Raw genomic sequence first — 18,065 nt, 5'->3', positions numbered from 1 at the left:
CCGGCGCGGTAATGATGCAGATGACTGATGCTTGTTTTCCTCAATATGTAGGTTCCTTCGGGAATGTCCACACAACATTACAACTACGTAGTTTGTTAATCTGTCATCAACTATTTCCGGTATTCTGCTGTTATATGCCTTGTATAAGGTATAACCGGACGTTCATGGATTTTAAGCCATCTTTAAGCCGCTTATGCCTGCTATGGCACGTTTTTTAGGCTTTATCTGAGACCCGGACTACCGGAAATGCAAGTATATGTTCAGCAATTATATACATCGGTTCCTCTTTTGGATATTGATTTTCAGAATAGTTCCTACATATGCACAGGACACCGCCGCTTCGCAGGTGCAATTACCTGAGAAATGGGACTTGCAGGCTTGTCTGGACTATGCCAAAACCAATAACATTACACTAAACAGTTACCGGTTAAATCGCCTTAGCAGTCAGCAGGATCTGGAGCTGTCGAAAGCCGCTGTGCTACCCAACCTTTCTGCCAGCGCATCCCCTTCATTGATACAGAGTAAGACCATCGATCCGGCCACCGGTGATTTGAAATCGGGCGTACGGTTTTCTGGGAGTAGTTCGCTGAATTCATCAGTGACATTGTATAATGGCGGATACCTGAAGACGGATATTCAACAGAAAGATTTGCTGGTGAAGATTGCGGGACTGGATCTTGCGACGGTTGAAAATGATATCACGCTGCAGATCACGCAGGCTTATCTTAATATTCTGCTGGCTAAAGAAAATATCGTGTATGTCAGGGACGTAGTGGCTACGTCCACTGCGCAGGTGCAGCAACAGCAACAGTTTTATGATGTAGGTGCGGTCGCGTTGAAAGATCTTGTTCAGTTACAGGCGCAGCTGGCCAATGATAAATATACGCTTGTCACAGCCGAAAATACACACCGGCAAAACTTACTGACGCTGAAACAATTACTGCAATTGCCGACGGTCACTCCCTTTGAGATCGTTGAGCCGGATACACTGATGGGTAACGCTCTACTGACGCCATTACTGGATGCACAGCAGACGGCATTGGCTACGCGGCCTGAGGTGAAAAGCAGTGAACTGGGTGTACAGGTAGCCTCACTGGACGTCAGGAAAGCCAGGGCGGGATATCTGCCGGCATTGACTGCTGGTGCAGGATTAGGTACCAGTTATGCGCATAATGATAATTACTCTTTTTTACGACAGCTGGATAACAATTTTTATCAGCAGGTTGGGCTGACTTTATCGGTACCCATTTTCAGCCGTCGCGCGAACAGGGTGAATGAGGAAAAGGCGAAAATAGGCGTAGGTCAGGCCGAGCTGACGTTACAGAATACACGTACCAATCTGTCGCAGGAAGTGGAGCGTGCATACATTAATGTGCAGAATGCGCAAGGGCAATATGACGCAGCCGTTGAACAGTTGCGTTATACCCAGGAAGCCTACCGGATTGCCAATGAACAACTGAAAATCGGTGCAGCGAATACCGTAGAAGTGTTACAACAGAAGAATCTCTATGTCCAGTCCATGCAGTCATACATTCAGGCCAAATACGCAGCAGCGCTGTATATCAGGATATATGATTTCTACAGGGGCGTGCCAGTCCATTTATAGTATAAAATAACAAGGAATGAAGAGAAAGATCGTCATTACAATAATAGTACTGGTGGCCGCACTTGCCATCTGGTACTTCTTTTTCCGCAAAAAGGAAAATCAGGTGGTGATCAGTACGCAAAAACCAAGATATGGTCATATATCCACCAGTGTGACTGCCACAGGAACCGTTCAGCCGGTGGATACCGTTGCCGTAGGTACACAGGTCTCCGGTATTATCAAATATATCTACACGGATTTTAATCAGCCGGTAAAGAAGGGGCAGTTGCTGGCAGAACTGGATAAGGTATTGCTGCAGGCAGAAGTAGACAGGAATAGAGGCGCACTGGCGAATGCGCAAAGTCAGCTGATATATCAGCAGGCACAATACAAAAGACAAGACCAGTTATATAAAGTAGGGGCTATCAGCAGAGCGGATTATGACAATGCGACGTATCTGAATAAGGCGGCCCAGGCAAGTGTGGAAAGTGCAGGCGCTTCTCTGCGGACGGCGGAAAGGAACCTCTTTTTTACAGAGATCTATTCTCCTATAGATGGCGTAGTACTCAACAGGAGCGTGAGTGTTGGTCAGACGGTAGCTGCCAGCTTCAATACGCCTACTTTGTTCGTACTGGCGAAAGACATCACCAAAATGCAGGTACAGGCCAGTGTGGATGAAGCAGATATCGGTAATGTACAGGATAGTCAGCGCGTATCTTTTACGGTGGATGCGTATCTGGATGAAGAATTTGCGGGAAAGGTACAGGAGATCCGCTTACGGCCGTCGGTATCCGCTAATGTGGTGACTTATACCACTATGATCAGTGCCTCCAATGAAAGTATGAAACTGAAACCGGGTATGACGGCGACAGTGACGATCTATACGTCAGAGAAAGATCATGTAATGCTTATTCCGTCAAAGGCATTGATGTTTAAACCGGATTCTGCATTGTCAGGACAGTTTAAAGTGATCGCTGTAGCACCGGCGGCAACAGAGCGCAGGAAGAGTGCGACACCGGTAACAGGAGGCAGCAGGGATACCGTCAGAAGTAATATGCCGGGAATGGAGAAGAAGCCATCAGCCGCATCCAACTATGTATGGGTAAGACAGGGAGATACTCTCTTGCAGAAAAAGGTGGTAATTGGATTGAATGATAACACCCGCGCAGAGGTGATTGCAGGTTTGTCACCCGAGGAAGATGTCATCACCGGTATGCAGGAACTGAGCGGTAAAAAAGGCACAACAGGCAGTGGCGGACAAGCCAGTCCCTTCATGCCGCAAAGAAGAAGACGATGAGCCAAAAAATACTGGAAATACAGCATATCAAGCGGGAATTCCGGATGGGAACGGAGGTGGTCCGTGCGCTTAAAGGCGTGTCGTTTGACGTCTTCGCAGGGGAGTTTGTGACCATCATGGGGAGCAGCGGATCCGGCAAGACGACACTGCTGAATATACTCGGCTGCCTGGATAAGCCGACTGACGGCAATTATTTGCTGGATGGTGTAAATATCGGCCAGCTCTCCAGGAATGAACTGGCAAGATTGCGGAACAGGAAGATCGGGTTTGTATTTCAGGCGTATAACCTGCTGCCCCGTACTTCAGCATTGGAAAATGTGGAACTGCCCTTGCTGTACAACATGGAGATCACCCATGAACAACGCCGGCAGAAGGCGATTCATTCCCTGGAAGCCGTAAAACTGGGTGAGCGTTTAGGACATACGCCCAATCAGTTGTCAGGTGGGCAGCAACAACGGGTGGCTATTGCCCGGGCACTGGTGAATGAACCGGTCATGATACTGGCGGACGAGGCGACCGGTAACCTCGATACCCGTACTTCCTACGAAATCATGGCATTGATGCAGGAGCTCAACAAGGAACAGGGGAAAACGATCGTATTCGTGACGCATGAACCTGATATTGCAGCTTTCAGCAGTCGTACGGTAATGTTGCGGGACGGTAAAGTGGTAAAAGATACTGTCAACGAAAATGTACGCTCGGCAAAAGATGCACTGGCGTCATTGCCACCAGCGGATGATTATTGATTATGAATATTCTTAACCTGATAAGGATTGCTTTGAAAGCTTTGCAGCGGAATAAACTGCGGGCCTTTCTGACCATGCTCGGTATTATTATCGGTGTGGCAGCGGTGATTGCAATGGTGGCTATCGGACAAGGCTCAAAGGAAAGTATACAGTCACAACTGTCCAGTATGGGGTCCAATATGATCACCATACTGCCGGCCAGTAATGTGACAGGGGGCGCCAGACTGGAAGGAGCGAGCGTACAGACGTTAACCATAGAAGATGTAAAAGCGATTCAGAAACAGGCACTTAATATCAGTGCGATTTCACCGGCCGCCAATTCCAGCGGACAATCCATCAACGGGGCCTTTAACTGGCCGACCAGTATACAGGGCGTAGCGCCGGGATATCTGGATATCAGGAAATGGAGTCTCCAGGATGGCGTGCCATTTACGGATGAAGATGTGAGAGCGTCTGCAAAGGTTTGTCTGCTGGGGCAAACTGTTGTCAGTAATCTGTTCCCTAATGGAGATAACCCCGTAGGGAAGATCATCCGCTTCAATAATATTCCATTCCAGGTGATCGGAATACTGGCCGCCAAAGGACAGAGTTCTTTCGGGCAGGACCAGGATGATGTGATATTAGCACCGTATACGACGGTGCAGAAACGTATCCTGGCTACCATCTATTTCAGGACGCTTTATGTCTCTGCGGTCAGCGAGGCGGCGACAGATGCCGCCACAAAGGAAATTGAGACTATCCTGCGGAAATCCCACCGTCTGAGAGATGCGGATGAAAATGACTTCCAGGTGAGGACTATGGCTGAGTTAATCAATACGTTGAGTTCTACCAGTAACCTGCTGACGATTCTGTTAACTGCCATTGCGGGTATATCCCTGGTTATTGGAGGGATCGGTATCATGAATATCATGTATGTGTCCGTAACAGAGCGTACGCGGGAAATCGGCCTGCGTATGTCTATCGGTGCAAGAGGGATAGATATACTGATGCAGTTCCTGATAGAGGCCATCATGATCAGTATCACCGGTGGTCTGATAGGTGTTGTGTTAGGCATCACTTCTGCCTGGCTGATCACGTTTTTTTTACATTGGCCGACGCTGGTATCTGAATCGTCGATTATACTGTCTTTTATGGTGTGTGCATTGACAGGCGTCTTCTTCGGCTATTATCCTGCGCAAAAAGCCTCCCGGCTGGATCCGATAGAGGCTTTGCGATATGAATAACGGTGTTGATTAGCTATTGAGGAAAGCAAAGTATTGATGATGGCCATTTGAGATATCTGCAGGGCAATCTTAGCTATACGATGTTATTTTGCTGTAGACAGATTTTTGTTGAAGATATTCATTTGAGATACCTGTAAGGTTATCTTAGCTATACAGTGTTATATGGCTGCAGACAGATGTTTGTTGACAATATCTATTTGAGATACCTAGAAGGTTATCTTAGCTGTACGATGTTATTTGGCTGTAGACAGATGTTTGTTGACGATATCTATTTGAGATACCTGTAAGGCAATCTTAGCTACACGCTGTTATTTGACTGCAGACAAATGTTTGTTGACGATATCCATTGCCTGTTGGCGTAGTGCAGGGTTTCCTTTTTCCATTACTTTCAGCAGTTGACGACATTCATGCAGAAAGGTTGAAATGAAATCAGTATCGGCGGTGGTAATGTCGTTGGCATTGTCGACAATATCAGCATACTTGATCGTCTGACCGGCTGCACTGATCTGGCTGAGCCGCGTTGCTTCCATTTGTTTGCGTTTGCGCCTGTTCCAGTGCGGATAATCTTTCTTAACGTAAATATCTGTCAGCTCTACGGTCAGTTTGAGCGTACGGTCAGCGTCTGCGGAAGACAAGGTCTTGTACAGCCATGCTGATAACTCTTCTGTGGTAACAGCAGTATCTTCCAGTACGTCATGCAACAGCGCTGCTGACAATACCGGAAGATCTGAAGTATATTTCCCGCATATTTCCATCACCCTTACGGGATGGTTAATATACGGTTCGTCGGCAAATTTGCGCCGTTGGCTGCCGTGTGCTTGTCCGGCGAAGGCTTTGATCTGGGAAAGTTGGTCCATTAGGATACTAGCAATTTTCTGCATGCGTCGGCGCATTGTTTACAGCTTTCCGCACATTCCTGGCAATGTTTGTTGCTATGCTGACTGCATTCTGCGGCGCATGCTTCACAAATATCGGCACAAATTGAACAAATTTGTATAGCATTTGTGCTGCCCAGGCTCATTAATTGTGCGGTAGCGTAACAAACGGTGGCGCATTCCATATCCAGCTGGATACAACGGGCCATCATGGTGACGTCCTTTTCCTCTGTACACGAGGAGGCGCAGTGATTGCAGATAGCCGCACAGCGGAGGCAAATTTCGATACAGTCTCTGTAAAAGTGATAACCGTTTTTCATTTTGGGTATTTATTGGTGGTGAAGAAAATCTAAAACGTTCTTTTATAATCACTTCAAATACCATACAAATCTGAGTTGCCATGCTCAGCCAATATTGTGGCAGAATTTGCTAATTTGCGCCGATGAAACATACATTTATTTTCCATTGTTTGATGATTATATGCTGCTCCTGCTTTGCACAAAAGCGCGCATTGGTCTTCCAGACGGACTTCGGACTGAAGGACGGGGCTGTAGCCGAAATGAAAGGAGTGGTGTATAGTTTGTCACCCGATATTCCAATGTTCGATCTCACACATGAAATACCTGCCTATAATATCTGGGAGGCTGCCTATCGTTTGCAACAGACCGCTCCCTACTGGCCTTCAGGAACGGTATTCGTATCGGTAGTGGATCCGGGAGTGGGCTCAGACAGACGCTCTGTTGTGTTGAAGACGAAAACCGGGCACTTCTTTGTCACCCCTGACAATGGTACGCTGACCCTGGTGGCGAAACAGCTGGGAATCGCGGAGATCCGGCAGATTGACGAGGCGGTAAACCGAAGGAAAAACTCGGGCGCTTCTTATACTTTTCATGGCAGGGATGTCTATGCTTTTACAGCAGGCAAACTGGCCGCCGGGAAGATTACTTTTGAGCAGGTAGGACCTAAACTGGCAGACTCAGTCGTGAGGATCCCTTTCCAGCAGCCGGTGTATGCTGATGGTACAGTAAAGGGAAATATCCCTGTGCTGGATGTACAGTATGGAAATATATGGACAAATATAGACCAGCAGACTTTCGCAAAAATGCAGGTAAAACCGGGTGAGCAGCTGAAGATTATGATCTATAAAGGAAATGAACAGGTTTATAGCGGTATAATGCCCCTGGCCAATACCTTCGCCGCTGTACCTGAGGGCAAAGAACTTTTATACCTCAATAGTCTGCTAAATGTGTCATTTGCAGTGAATATGGGCGATTTCGCGACCCGTCACCAGGTAAAGAGTGGTCCGGAGTGGACAGTGACGATTAGTCGTCCATAGAGAATTTTACTTATTTTTGTCGCTTAGCTTTTTTAATCTTACAAATTTCAGATGCCACAACCGGATACTACAAATACGATGTTTCATCTGGCGGCAGACTTTATCAATCATACCAACCGCCACATATTTCTGACCGGTAAAGCCGGAACAGGTAAAACAACCTTCCTGAAATACATCCGGGAGCATACCGCGAAAAATACAGTAGTAGTAGCGCCTACCGGCGTAGCAGCGATCAATGCAGGAGGTGTGACCATGCACTCATTTTTCCAGTTGCCATTTGGTCCTTATGTGCCCGCGAATGCACACCTTTTTGGGGTGAATAACGGGGTGACTGATACACATGCGCTTTTCCGTAACATCCGATTTAACCATGATAAAAAAGAGCTCCTGCGAGAGATGGAGCTGCTGATTATAGACGAGGTCAGCATGGTGCGTGCAGATACACTGGACGCTATTGATGCGATTCTCCGGCATTTCCGCGGACAACCACTGCTTCCTTTCGGAGGTGTGCAGGTACTGTACATCGGGGATCTTTATCAGCTGCCGCCGGTAATGCCGGATGATCAGTGGCAGTTCCTGAAAGATTATTATGAGAGTGTATTCTTCTTTCATGCCAGGGTTATGCGGCAGTCCGCGCCATTGTTTATCGAACTGAACAAGATCTACCGGCAGAATGAAGCCACTTTCATCAATCTGCTTAATGGTGTGCGTAACAGCACATTGGACTGGGATGACCTGGAAATACTGAATCAGCGTTATCTGCCTCATTTTACCGGCGATGACGAGCAGTATATCGTACTGACAACCCACAACCGCCGGGCAGACGAGATCAATAATGCCCGTCTGGCAGCCATGCCCGGACAGATGCATACATTCACCGGAGAAATCAGCGGAGATTTTAGTGATAAAGCCTTGCCGACTGATATGGACCTGCGCATCAAACTGGGCGCACAGGTAATGTTCATCAAAAATGACGTAGCAGAGCCCCGCCGGTATTTTAACGGTAAACTAGGCACTGTGACCGATATCCTGCCGGATGATAAAGTGGTCGTGAAACTGGCAGGAGGAGACGACACGTTGGTCCTAGAAAAGGAGACCTGGCGCAATATCCGCTACTCCTGGAATAAGACAGACGAAACGGTAGACGAGGAAGAACTCGGCAGTTTTAAACAGTATCCTATCCGGCTGGCCTGGGCGATTACAATTCATAAAAGTCAGGGTCTGACCTTTGAAAAAGCCATTATCGATGCAGGGAACGCATTTGCTCCCGGGCAGGTCTATGTGGCATTGAGTCGTTGTACATCCCTGGATGGACTGGTATTACACTCGCGTATTCACCCCGGTGCAATCCGTACGGATCAGCAGGTACAGGAGTTCTCCTCCGGTTTTCATAAGGAAGATGAACTGGAATTGCTGCTGGATGGGGAAAAAATGGTTTTCTGGGCAGAACAGCTCCTGAAGTTATTCGGCGCAGAAAAGATCCTGACAGAACTGCAACAACATGCTGCCTGGCTGCGAGACAAGAAAATGAATGGTATGGAAAGTGCGGTGACACTGAGCCGGAGTATGCAGCAACGGGGCGCTCAGCTACATGAAGTGGGACTGAAATTCCGTCAACAGCTGGATCCCTTGCTGAAAGACGTGTTGCAGAATGGCAATACATCCGTGCTGAAAGAACGTGTGGGGAAGGCCGTGGCCTACTTTACCAATGAGATATACGAAGGCTTTATACAGCCGATCAGAAGAGAAAGAGACCTCGTGAAGGGTATTGCCAAGGTGAAAAAATATGTACTGCAATTGTCTGGCCTGGAACATTTTCTGTGGAACAGATTGCAGCTTTTTGCAGACGCGAGTTATGGGAACCTGAAATTTAATGAAGGACTTCCTGATTACGGAACATTGCGTGCGCCGGCCAATGAGGAAAAAGCAAAGGAGAAAGCAGGAAAGAAACGTGAGGCCGGTGGTAGCCGGAGAGGTACCCTGGAATTGTATCTCGCAGGTAAAACACTGGCGGAGATTTCAGCGGAACGTGGTCTGGCAATGAGTACAGTAGAGAGTCATCTTGCGGATTGTGTGGCTAATGACGAGCTACAGGTCAATCGCTTTGTAGGGGATAAAAAACTGGCTATGATATTGCCGCTTGTAAAGGAACTGGGCGTGACTGCTTCAGGGCCGATTAAAGCACGGTTAGGAGAGGATGTTACCTGGGCGGAGATAAGGGCGGTACAGGCGCATTGGCGGAGGGCGATGGACTAGGATGGCTTAAAATATATTGTTAACTTAAATAGGAGCAGCGTTGAATGATCAAGTAGAGCATTTTGATGTTTTATCCATTGCAATGAAAATTGCGGTCGCCGTGGGTATAGGTATGTTAATTGGCCTGGAGAGAAACTGGTCGCATAAAGAGGCAGGCATCCGGACGTTTTCTATCGTTTCACTGACAGGCATGTTATGTATGCAGATAGATACAAGCCTCGTTGTGGCAGGACTTGCTGCCGTATGCCTGCTGATCATTATATCGAATCTAAAGAGCTTTCTGACAGACAGAAGCTCGGAGATGACTACCTCTGCTGCGCTGATAGCCTGCTATATATTGGGAGTGCTGATCGGCAGAGGGCATATATTTACACCGGTGGCAGCAGCTATTGTGATCACCATGTTGCTGGCCTGGAAGTCGGAATTAAGGAAGTTTGCCGGCGGACTGGAACCTTCAGAAATAAGAAGTGCGATCCTGCTTGGATTGATTGGTTTTGTTATATATCCGTTGTTGCCCGACCGCTATATTGACCGCTGGGAGATTGTTAATTTAAGTGATGCCTGGGTCAGTATCATAGCGATTGCCGGTATCGGCTTTCTCAACTATATTTTCCTGAAATTATTTAGTTCAAAGGGGCTGTATCTTGGCGCCGTTTTCGGAGGACTGGTCAACAGCACTGCTACGATAGCGGAGATGACTACGCGGGTGGAAGAATCAGGTACACCCTCAAGAATTACGATTTTGTCGAGTATCATCAATATTTCCATGTTTACAAGAAATATGATACTGGCAGCCATCTTTGTTCCGTTGTCCCTGACAGCAACTTTACTTCCACTGCTGGCCATGTCCTGTGTAGCTGGTTTCTGGATCTGGCGCGATTTACAACAGGAAGCCGCTTATGGCGAAGTGGAGCAGGAGCTGCAGCTAACTTCACCTATATCTGTAAAGAAAATTCTATCCTTTGGCTTATTGTTTTTAATGATTCAGATAGGCGGTACATTGCTGACCCGTATGTTGGGGGAAGGTGGCTTACTGGCCACCGGCTTTCTGGGAGGACTAGTCAGCAGTGCAAGTACCACCGCTGCTGCAGCTACCATGGCTTCCCATGGACAGATCTCGCCTGCATTGGCCGGTAGTACTGCAATACTATCATCGATGGCCAGCGCATTGGTAGACTTTCCAATAGTATGGAAGAATATCAAGGATAAGCGACTGGTGAAGGCTTTTAGTCTGAAATTGACAAGTGTGCTTCTGGTGGGCTTTGCAGCAGTGGCCCTTGACCATATCTTCAAGATATCAGAAGCGTTGATCAATGCTATAAAGTAGTCATTCGTTTTGTCTTCCAGGTGCTTACGGCTACAAATTCCAGTTTCTTTCCGGATTTGGGCCTGAACTTTGCAGCCTGGACTATTTTATTCATCAATAGACAAAGACTAAAACGTTGCCGGGTAATGAATATACTGCTGATAGAAGATGAAACGGATTTGCAGGAAGTCGTGAAAGAGTCGCTTGCAAAGGAGGGATTCCTGGTAGAAACAGCGGATACCTTCCAGGAGGGGCTGAAAAAGATCAGTTTTTACGACTATGACTGTGTGTTGCTGGATATCATGTTGCCGGGAGGTGATGGACTGCAGATACTGGAACACCTCAAGCATATCGGTAAATCCGAAAATGTGATCATCATATCAGCAAAGGATTCTGTAGATGATAAGATCAGGGGATTGAACCTCGGGGCGGACGATTATCTGACCAAACCTTTCCATATAGCAGAGCTGAATGCACGTGTTAAGTCGGTACTGCGCAGAAAGACATTTGAGGGAAAGAATATCCTTGAATGTGCAAATATAAAGGTTGATCTTAACGAGTTTATGGCCGCTGTGAATGATGTGCCGGTGGCTTTGAACCGAAAAGAGTTTGATATCCTGGTCTATCTGATGGCGAACAGGAATCGCCTGATCAGCAAATCTTCCCTTGCAGAGAAAGTCTGGGGAGATTATATGGACGATGCAGATGATTTTGAATTTCTCTATTCCCAGATTAAAAACTTACGGAAGAAACTAAAGGACAGTGGCGCTGAAGTGAAGATCAGTGCGATGTATGGGATGGGTTATAAGCTGGAAGCATGAAACTGCACAATTATACATTAAAATATCTCGCAATAGCCCTGCTTTCTATCATTGTCTTGTGGGGCGTACTGTTTTATCTGCATATCAGGCAGCAGATAGGAGAGAGCCTGGACAGGAATCTCAGTAATTATAAACTGGATTTTATAGAAGCTGCGCAGAAGGACACATCCGTATTGACACGCTTATCTGTAGCTGGTAACTTCTTTCATGTACAGGAAATTGGTGAAGAAGATGCCTTACAGGTCCGTGACCGATATGAAGACAATACAATTGAACAGGATGGAGAAAAGATCGCAGCCCGCAGATTAGGCTCCGCTTTTGAATTGAACGGACGTTATTATACACTTGAAGTCACCACTTCAACCTTAGAAGAAGATACCCTGGTTAAGAATATCCTTTATGGTATTATCCTCTTGTATCTGGCCTTGTTACTGAGTGTGTTGTTTATCAATAATTTATTACTAAGGAAACTCTGGCGGCCATTTTATGCGGTTATCCGGCAGATAGAAAAATTCCAGTTAGGGAAGAATACCCGCATTGCTACTACACCCACAAAGATTGCTGAATTTGCATCCCTGAATGAGACCATTCAATCACTGGTAGCAAGGGCGGAAGATGCGTTCTCCGGGCAGCGGCAGTTCGTTGAAAATGCATCGCATGAATTACAGACGCCACTGGCGATTAGCTTAAACAGGTTGGAATTACTGCTGGAAAATGAACCGCTTTCTCCTGAAGGAGCGACGGCTGTTACACAGGTGATGAAAGGATTGGAGCGACTTTCCCGTTTGAATAAGACATTGTTGTTATTAACCAGGATAGAAAATAACCAGTATTTAGATACTACGGCGGTGAATTTCAACAAACTGATCGCTTCTCTGATACATGAGTTTGAAGATCTGGCAGGGCATAAGGGCGTTACTATCCGGTTTGTAGAAAATAATCCTTCACTGCTGCTTTCTATGAATGAAGATCTTGCCGGCATATTGATTGTCAATCTCCTGAAAAATGCGATAGTGCATAATGTAGAACAGGGAAATGTGATTGTGGCTACTTATGCAGACAGACTGGAAATTTCGAATACCGGCGCAGCGGAACCACTGGACGTAAAAAGAGTTTTTGATCGTTTCTATAAAAATTCAGCTAATAAGCAATCAACCGGATTAGGTTTGGCTATTGTAAAAGCTATTGCGAATCAATATGGACTGCATGCCATATACAGCCACAGAGATGGCTTGCATGTTATTACTTTATTGTTTCCAAAGAAGTCAGATCGTTAATTAGTCAGCTGTTATTCCCGGATTCTTCCGGTTTCGGGTCCTAATCTTGTCATCGTAACAAATTACTACGATGATGAAGAGAGCAATACTATTCCAGTTATTAATCATGTATACCATCACTATCAGCGCCCAGTCATCCGTCAGGCAAAATATCAAACATGTAGAGCCATTGCAGGTAGATCTGATACAGGACCTCAATGCGCGTAAAGGAGACAGACAGCTGGAGATTGATTTTGATATTGATCTGCAACAGCGTTATAATGCGGTAAGTGTTGAACTGGAATATGAGCATACTTTTTCACAAAGACTCGGTATGGAGCTGGCCGTACCACTGAGTGTATATGGTCCGAAGTCGGGCTATAATGCGGGCGCAGATCTCCCGCACAACAAAATTGAAGGACTTAAACTGGGGTTGCAATATACCTTTTCAACTATTCAGCGGGCCAGGACTACAATGGCCCTTGCGCTGATCCATGAAAGTCATTTTCATTCTTTTACATCGATGAAAAAGGGTAGTCACCTGATTAAAGGTTATTCCGAAACGGCGGCTTTTGTAGCGGCCAGACGCTGGGGCAAACGTATACACACCATGTTGTATACAGGACCGGAGTGGGAAGTAAAGCCTGGTACCGCCTTAAAGCCTGTTTTACACGGCGATATCAGTATTCACTGGCAAGTGGCAAAGCGTCAGTTTATAGGTGTAGAATACGTCTATAAAAGCGGAAAAGAAGCTATCCCGGAGATCTATCCGCAGCTGAAAATGGCACTGACCAGGCATACAGATATTTGTCTGGCGGCGGCTATTCCCGCAAAAAGAACACAGGAAGGAATGAATATTCAGGGAAGTCTGGAGATAAAATTATAGTCAATTCCAGATTCTTTCCGGTTTCAGGTGGCAACTTTGTTTTATCAATCAATATTATCATTGAAATAACAATAAAATGAAAAGCATGAAGAACAGATTATTAGTAATAGGCGTAGCAATGTTGACTCTTAGCACCGTATCGGTATCTGCACAGAAGCTGTCGTCGAGGGAGGTGCCTTCAGTGATACTCAACAATTTTCAGACAAAATTCCGTAATGCTGAAGATGTGGAATGGAAGCATAAAAACGGGTACTATAAAGTGGAATTTGAGGTAGCGCACCGTGATTATGAGATCAAATACGATACGAAGGGTGCGGTGATCTTTTACGAAGAGGAAATGGATACATCCGCCGTTCCGCAGGCAGTACGTGCCGCCGCCATATCTGAACATCCCGGAACCCGGTTAACGGAGGCTAAAAAGCGTGAGGCGGGCACTGTGACTTACAAAATTGAGGTAAAAAACAATACTGGTGAGGAATGGGACCTTGTAATAGACCCTGCTGGTAAAATTATCTCCGAGAAGCGTGACTAGCGCAAGAAATAGCTGTTCTGCTCCCCATTGCCTGCCTCTTCTTTCTGCTTAAAACAGCCAATTCTTCCTTTTCTTTCACAATTCTTTCGTAATTTTGGAACAATCATTCTAAAAAGACGAATTCATGGCCGACAGCAAATTAAGAATCAGTGTATTGGATCAATCGCCCATCAGAAGGGGCAGCAATGCAGTGGAAGCATTACAGGAAAGCATTCAGTTAGCCCAGATGGCAGACCGTCTGGGTTTTACCCGTTACTGGCTTTCAGAACATCATAATACGCGTTCTCTCGCAGGTGCATCACCTGAAATATTAATTGCCAGACTGGCGGCAGCTACCAAACATATCCGCCTGGGGTCAGGAGGGGTGATGCTGCCGAATCATAGTACCCTTAAAGTGGCGGAGAATTTCCGTCTGCTGGAGGCCTTATATCCGGGACGTATCGATTTGGGGATCGGTCGGGCACCAGGAGGAGACCGTCTGACAGCACATGTACTGAATCCTTCCAACACTTTCGAACCAAGGGACTTCGTACAGCAGATTAACGACCTTGAAGGATATTTATCCGATTCCAGGGAAGCAGGTACGGTTCACGAGAAAGTAATGGCTATTCCTCATATTGAAACAGCTCCGGAACTGTGGATGCTGACATCCAGCGGAGAAAGTGGTTTACTGGCTGCACGGCAGGGTTGGGCATTGTCTTTTGCACACTTTATTTATCCCGTAGGTGGACCACAGGCAGTCAGGAATTATCGGGAAAGATTTAAAGCCTCCCAGTTTTTACAGGAACCGGCCGCCAGTGTAGGCATCTTTGTTTTCTGTGCAGATACCCAGGAAAAGGCAGATGAATTACAGGCGATGATGGATTATCGTTTACTGAGTTTTGAAAAAGGTAGGTTCGACGAGTTTCCATCTTATGAAGAAGTGAGAGACTATGAATACAGTGATATGGAATGGCAGCGTGTCATGGCTAACAGAGGCCGTATGATAGCGGGTACGCCGGAACAGGTGAAAGAACGTATGTTAAAACTGGCAGCAGATTACAATGTGGATGAGATTGTGGCGGCTACCATGGCAGAACATGCGGAAGATCGTTTCCGGTCATATGAGCTGCTGGCAGAGATCTTTGAGCTGGAACCCAGAAAAGTTTAAATAAAATATCCCCTGACATTTACGTAGTATTGGCAGATATTGCCGATTATTGTTCCTTTACAGGATTAGCAAATTAAATTCGTCTGTTTATACTGCAATGGAACAAAGAGATAAGGAAGTAGATCCGGTTACGTACCAGGGTGAATATCAGGAGTGGATGCGCTTTGCGTTACAGTCTGCCGGGCTCGGTACCTGGGACATGGATCCTATCAATAAGCATGTGATTTGGGATGATCGTTGCAGAGAACTGTACGGATTTCCGGATGGTAATGTGACATCGTTTGATAACGTAATGGCCTATATTCATCCGGAGGATAAAGAGCTGGTGCAGAATGCTGTCAACCGCGCCCTTTCTGACGAACACGGAGGCCGGTACGATACGGAATTCCGTACGATCGGCGCTGCAGATCATAAATTACGCTGGTTGCGGTGTATCGGACAGGCTTATTTCAACGAAAATGGTGTTGCGTATCGTTTTGCCGGTACCGCTCAGGACATCACAAAACAGCGTAAAAGCAGGGAAAGACAGGCGATGTTGTTTTCCCTGGTAGAAAGTAGTTCTGATTGTATGGCCGCTTCTGACATGGATGGCGGCCTGTTTTATATGAATGCGTCCGGCAGGAAATTGCTGGGCATTCCCATGGACCTGGACATTGCACAACTGGAAGAAAAAGAGCTGTATAATGTTGAAAATTATCAGTCTTTCTGCAATGATGTACTCCCAGGATTGAAAAATGGCAGAAAATGGACCGGTACTATTTATCTGAAGCATTATCTCACCAAAGAAACGATTCCCTTTCACGCGGATTATACCGTTATCAGAGACCCGAGAAACAATAGTATTATTGGCCACGGGGCTTCTTTGCGTGACCTTCGTCCGGAACTGGAAGCCAAGAAGGAGCAACAGAAATTACTTGCCTTATTGGAAAATAGCCGTGATTTTGTGAGTCTGTCCGATGAAAACGGACACGTCTCTTATGTCAATGCTGCCGGTCTGAAACTTGTCGGACTGGATAGTTTACAGGAGGCAAAGATCCATAACAGCAACTACCTGATGCCGGAAGAACAGGAACGACTGAAAAAAGAGGTAAATGCGCAATTGTTCAACCGGGGACAATGGTCGGGTGAAATATCTTATCGTCATTTCAAAACAGGAGAAATCATACCGGTACAGGCGACTACCATGCTTGTATACGATCCGGTAACGGGGGTTTCTCAGGGAAGGGCCAGTATTGCACGTGATCTGCGGGAAGAGAAGGCGTTGCGTCAGCAGATGATCGATAATGAACAGGAACTGGAAAGGTTGGTGGAACTGAGAACAGATGAACTGAAAAAGGCCAATATCGACCTGAATATTGTGAATCAGAACCTGGAGCAGTTTGCGTATGTGGCCAGCCATGACCTGCAGGAACCGTTGCGTAAGATCAATATGTTCTCCGCCCTGCTACAGGATAAATATGCCAATGAACTGAATGAAACGGGTGTACGTAATCTGGGCATTATCCGGAATGCGGCTACCCGTATGACCACATTGATTCAGGATCTGCTGGCTTTCTCCAGGGTATCCCGTCAGGATCATCTGTTTGAAAAAGTCGATCTGCGGCAGATACTTGAGCAAGTAGTAGCCGATGTAGACGTCACAATACAGCAAAAAGGCGCCAGGGTTGAATACGACGGACTTTGTACGGTGAATGCCATTCCGCTGCACATGACACAGTTATTCCAGAATCTGTTAAGTAATGCCTTGAAGTTCAGTAAGGTAGATGAACCGCCGGTGATCACTGTCAGTTCCCGGATGATGGACCCTCAGGAGGTAGCGGCACATCCACAGTTACAGAACAGCACAACTTATTGTGAAATAAGGGTAAAGGACAACGGCATCGGTTTCGCCCCAACGTATGCGCGCAAAATATTTGTCATCTTCCAGCGACTGCACGGAAGAGGTGAATATGAGGGAAGCGGTATCGGGCTTGCGTTATGCCAGAAAATTGTGATCGCTCACCATGGTATTATCTACGCAGAATCAGCAGAAAAAGAGGGCGCTACCTTCACAGTTATTTTACCGGCGTACACTTGATTATATTTTTTTATATTTTTGCTGGAAATAACTGATCCTATCCTATGAGAAAATACTTCCTGCTGATTGCAGCTATAGCGCTTACGTTTGCTGCCTGTACCAAGGAATCCGGCGTGGGCGGTGGAACAAACAATCCGGGTGATTCAACGTCTACACCTGGAAATGGATCCGGCTCCAATGGTGGCGGAAAGACTGCTGATAGTGTAGTAACCTTTACAGATCTGAAATTCTCCCTGACTCCCGGTAATGAAAGTTATGGTCGTGCGTTCTCTTCTTTTAAAGGGAAAGTCTACCCGGATAAAGAGATTCCTGATACCATGGGAAAATACATTGACGTATTTTTCAACAACTTCGGTGCAAACTCTATGTTCTTTGCCAGTGCAAATGATGCCACCGTTGATCTGAGAATACCTGGTACGCTGACTACCCTGGTGCGTAACTATGTACCAGTAGATACATTTGATGTGAGTGCCTTTGATACGATCATGCACGCATCTACTATCAAGAAGCTTACTATAAAAACTGATGATCAATCCTTTGCAACAGCTGACCTTCCGCTGGTAGTGTTCTTCCAGAATGGGTTTGGTAAGAAAGGTATCATTAAAGTGAAAGCACTGAGTACTGACTACATAATTGCAGATGTGAAAGTAACGTACTGATATTAAGATATTTATGCAGAGAAAATAAAGGCTGTCCGCTGTGTGCGGATGGCCTTTTCT

16 protein-coding genes are annotated in these 18,065 nt (G+C 46.3%); 14 read left to right on the top strand and 2 right to left on the bottom strand.

From position 1 onward, the window contains the following. Positions 1-256: 256 nt before the first annotated feature. From CPIN_RS24500 to CPIN_RS24485, 4 genes are read left to right on the top strand one after another with little or no spacing between them, the layout of a single operon-like run. The gene (locus CPIN_RS24500; RefSeq protein WP_012792543.1) at positions 257-1,606 is read left to right on the top strand and encodes a TolC family protein; all 1,350 of its coding nucleotides are present in this window, start codon (positions 257-259) and stop codon (positions 1,604-1,606) included. Positions 1,607-1,622: 16 nt separating this feature from the next. Further along, on the top strand, positions 1,623-2,882 hold the full coding sequence (locus CPIN_RS24495) for an efflux RND transporter periplasmic adaptor subunit (RefSeq protein ID WP_012792542.1): 1,260 nt from the start codon (positions 1,623-1,625) through the stop codon (positions 2,880-2,882). Then, positions 2,879-3,628 (top strand): ABC transporter ATP-binding protein, encoded by a 750-nt coding sequence (locus CPIN_RS24490; RefSeq protein WP_012792541.1) that lies wholly within the window; start codon positions 2,879-2,881, stop codon positions 3,626-3,628. The genes CPIN_RS24495 and CPIN_RS24490 overlap by 4 nt, the downstream gene beginning before the upstream one ends. A 2-nt stretch (positions 3,629-3,630) precedes the next feature. Continuing rightward, positions 3,631-4,851: an ABC transporter permease gene (locus CPIN_RS24485; protein ID WP_012792540.1), complete on the top strand. Its 1,221-nt coding sequence runs from the start codon at positions 3,631-3,633 to the stop codon at positions 4,849-4,851. 308 nt (positions 4,852-5,159) lie between these two features. Here CPIN_RS24485 and CPIN_RS24480 read toward each other — a convergent pair whose 3' ends face one another. Both CPIN_RS24480 and CPIN_RS39535 read right to left on the bottom strand, forming a co-directional pair. Beyond that, entirely contained in the window at positions 5,160-5,708 is a 549-nt protein-coding gene (locus CPIN_RS24480) for an HD domain-containing protein (protein WP_012792539.1), read from the bottom strand. Continuing rightward, on the bottom strand, positions 5,708-5,872 hold the full coding sequence (locus CPIN_RS39535) for a four-helix bundle copper-binding protein (protein ID WP_336469988.1): 165 nt from the start codon (positions 5,870-5,872) through the stop codon (positions 5,708-5,710). The genes CPIN_RS24480 and CPIN_RS39535 overlap by 1 nt, the downstream gene beginning before the upstream one ends. 296 nt (positions 5,873-6,168) lie before the next feature. Here CPIN_RS39535 and CPIN_RS24475 point away from each other — a divergent pair, with 296 nt between their 5' ends. From CPIN_RS24475 to CPIN_RS24430, 10 genes are all read left to right on the top strand, one after another. Beyond that, positions 6,169-7,062: an SAM hydrolase/SAM-dependent halogenase family protein gene (locus CPIN_RS24475; RefSeq protein WP_012792537.1), complete on the top strand. Its 894-nt coding sequence runs from the start codon at positions 6,169-6,171 to the stop codon at positions 7,060-7,062. A gap of 51 nt (positions 7,063-7,113) precedes the next feature. Next, positions 7,114-9,318 (top strand): helix-turn-helix domain-containing protein, encoded by a 2,205-nt coding sequence (locus tag CPIN_RS24470; RefSeq protein WP_012792536.1) that lies wholly within the window; start codon positions 7,114-7,116, stop codon positions 9,316-9,318. 82 nt (positions 9,319-9,400) lie between these two features. After that, positions 9,401-10,645 carry an MgtC/SapB family protein gene (locus CPIN_RS24465; RefSeq protein ID WP_044219616.1) on the top strand — a complete coding sequence of 415 codons (1,245 nt, stop codon included), beginning with the start codon at positions 9,401-9,403 and terminating at the stop codon, positions 10,643-10,645. Between the two features lie 125 nt (positions 10,646-10,770). Continuing rightward, complete coding sequence (locus CPIN_RS24460) at positions 10,771-11,445, top strand: response regulator transcription factor (protein ID WP_012792534.1); 675 nt, start codon at positions 10,771-10,773, stop codon at positions 11,443-11,445. Continuing rightward, positions 11,442-12,722 (top strand): sensor histidine kinase, encoded by a 1,281-nt coding sequence (locus CPIN_RS24455; RefSeq protein ID WP_012792533.1) that lies wholly within the window; start codon positions 11,442-11,444, stop codon positions 12,720-12,722. The genes CPIN_RS24460 and CPIN_RS24455 overlap by 4 nt, the downstream gene beginning before the upstream one ends. 70 nt (positions 12,723-12,792) lie before the next feature. Then, positions 12,793-13,587, top strand: a complete 795-nt coding sequence (locus tag CPIN_RS24450) for an HAEPLYID family protein (RefSeq protein ID WP_148230634.1) — start codon at positions 12,793-12,795, stop codon at positions 13,585-13,587. 85 nt (positions 13,588-13,672) lie between these two features. Further along, positions 13,673-14,119 (top strand): PepSY domain-containing protein, encoded by a 447-nt coding sequence (locus tag CPIN_RS24445; protein WP_012792531.1) that lies wholly within the window; start codon positions 13,673-13,675, stop codon positions 14,117-14,119. Between the two features lie 124 nt (positions 14,120-14,243). Further along, a complete protein-coding gene (locus tag CPIN_RS24440) occupies positions 14,244-15,269 on the top strand; it encodes an LLM class flavin-dependent oxidoreductase (RefSeq protein WP_012792530.1) in 1,026 nt (341 codons plus the stop codon). Positions 15,270-15,366: 97 nt separating this feature from the next. Then, positions 15,367-17,346 (top strand): PAS domain-containing protein, encoded by a 1,980-nt coding sequence (locus tag CPIN_RS37000; protein WP_012792529.1) that lies wholly within the window; start codon positions 15,367-15,369, stop codon positions 17,344-17,346. A gap of 44 nt (positions 17,347-17,390) precedes the next feature. After that, complete coding sequence (locus CPIN_RS24430) at positions 17,391-18,005, top strand: hypothetical protein (protein ID WP_012792528.1); 615 nt, start codon at positions 17,391-17,393, stop codon at positions 18,003-18,005. Positions 18,006-18,065: the final 60 nt, after the last annotated feature.

Origin of the sequence: Chitinophaga pinensis DSM 2588, assembly GCF_000024005.1 — a bacterium.
Lineage (GTDB): Bacteria > Bacteroidota > Bacteroidia > Chitinophagales > Chitinophagaceae > Chitinophaga > Chitinophaga pinensis.
Note: the sequence above shows the minus strand (reverse complement) of the source record. Positions and strands in the feature narration are given on the sequence as shown.

Coding starts and splice junctions, on each gene's coding strand:
- CPIN_RS24500 (WP_012792543.1), top strand. CDS start 257: ATGTTCAGCAATTATATACATCGGTTCCTCTTTTGGATATTGATTTTC.
- CPIN_RS24495 (WP_012792542.1), top strand. CDS start 1,623: ATGAAGAGAAAGATCGTCATTACAATAATAGTACTGGTGGCCGCACTT.
- CPIN_RS24490 (WP_012792541.1), top strand. CDS start 2,879: ATGAGCCAAAAAATACTGGAAATACAGCATATCAAGCGGGAATTCCGG.
- CPIN_RS24485 (WP_012792540.1), top strand. CDS start 3,631: ATGAATATTCTTAACCTGATAAGGATTGCTTTGAAAGCTTTGCAGCGG.
- CPIN_RS24480 (WP_012792539.1), bottom strand. CDS start 5,708: ATGGACCAACTTTCCCAGATCAAAGCCTTCGCCGGACAAGCACACGGC.
- CPIN_RS39535 (WP_336469988.1), bottom strand. CDS start 5,872: ATGAGCCTGGGCAGCACAAATGCTATACAAATTTGTTCAATTTGTGCC.
- CPIN_RS24475 (WP_012792537.1), top strand. CDS start 6,169: ATGAAACATACATTTATTTTCCATTGTTTGATGATTATATGCTGCTCC.
- CPIN_RS24470 (WP_012792536.1), top strand. CDS start 7,114: ATGCCACAACCGGATACTACAAATACGATGTTTCATCTGGCGGCAGAC.
- CPIN_RS24465 (WP_044219616.1), top strand. CDS start 9,401: ATGAAAATTGCGGTCGCCGTGGGTATAGGTATGTTAATTGGCCTGGAG.
- CPIN_RS24460 (WP_012792534.1), top strand. CDS start 10,771: ATGAATATACTGCTGATAGAAGATGAAACGGATTTGCAGGAAGTCGTG.
- CPIN_RS24455 (WP_012792533.1), top strand. CDS start 11,442: ATGAAACTGCACAATTATACATTAAAATATCTCGCAATAGCCCTGCTT.
- CPIN_RS24450 (WP_148230634.1), top strand. CDS start 12,793: ATGATGAAGAGAGCAATACTATTCCAGTTATTAATCATGTATACCATC.
- CPIN_RS24445 (WP_012792531.1), top strand. CDS start 13,673: ATGAAGAACAGATTATTAGTAATAGGCGTAGCAATGTTGACTCTTAGC.
- CPIN_RS24440 (WP_012792530.1), top strand. CDS start 14,244: ATGGCCGACAGCAAATTAAGAATCAGTGTATTGGATCAATCGCCCATC.
- CPIN_RS37000 (WP_012792529.1), top strand. CDS start 15,367: ATGGAACAAAGAGATAAGGAAGTAGATCCGGTTACGTACCAGGGTGAA.
- CPIN_RS24430 (WP_012792528.1), top strand. CDS start 17,391: ATGAGAAAATACTTCCTGCTGATTGCAGCTATAGCGCTTACGTTTGCT.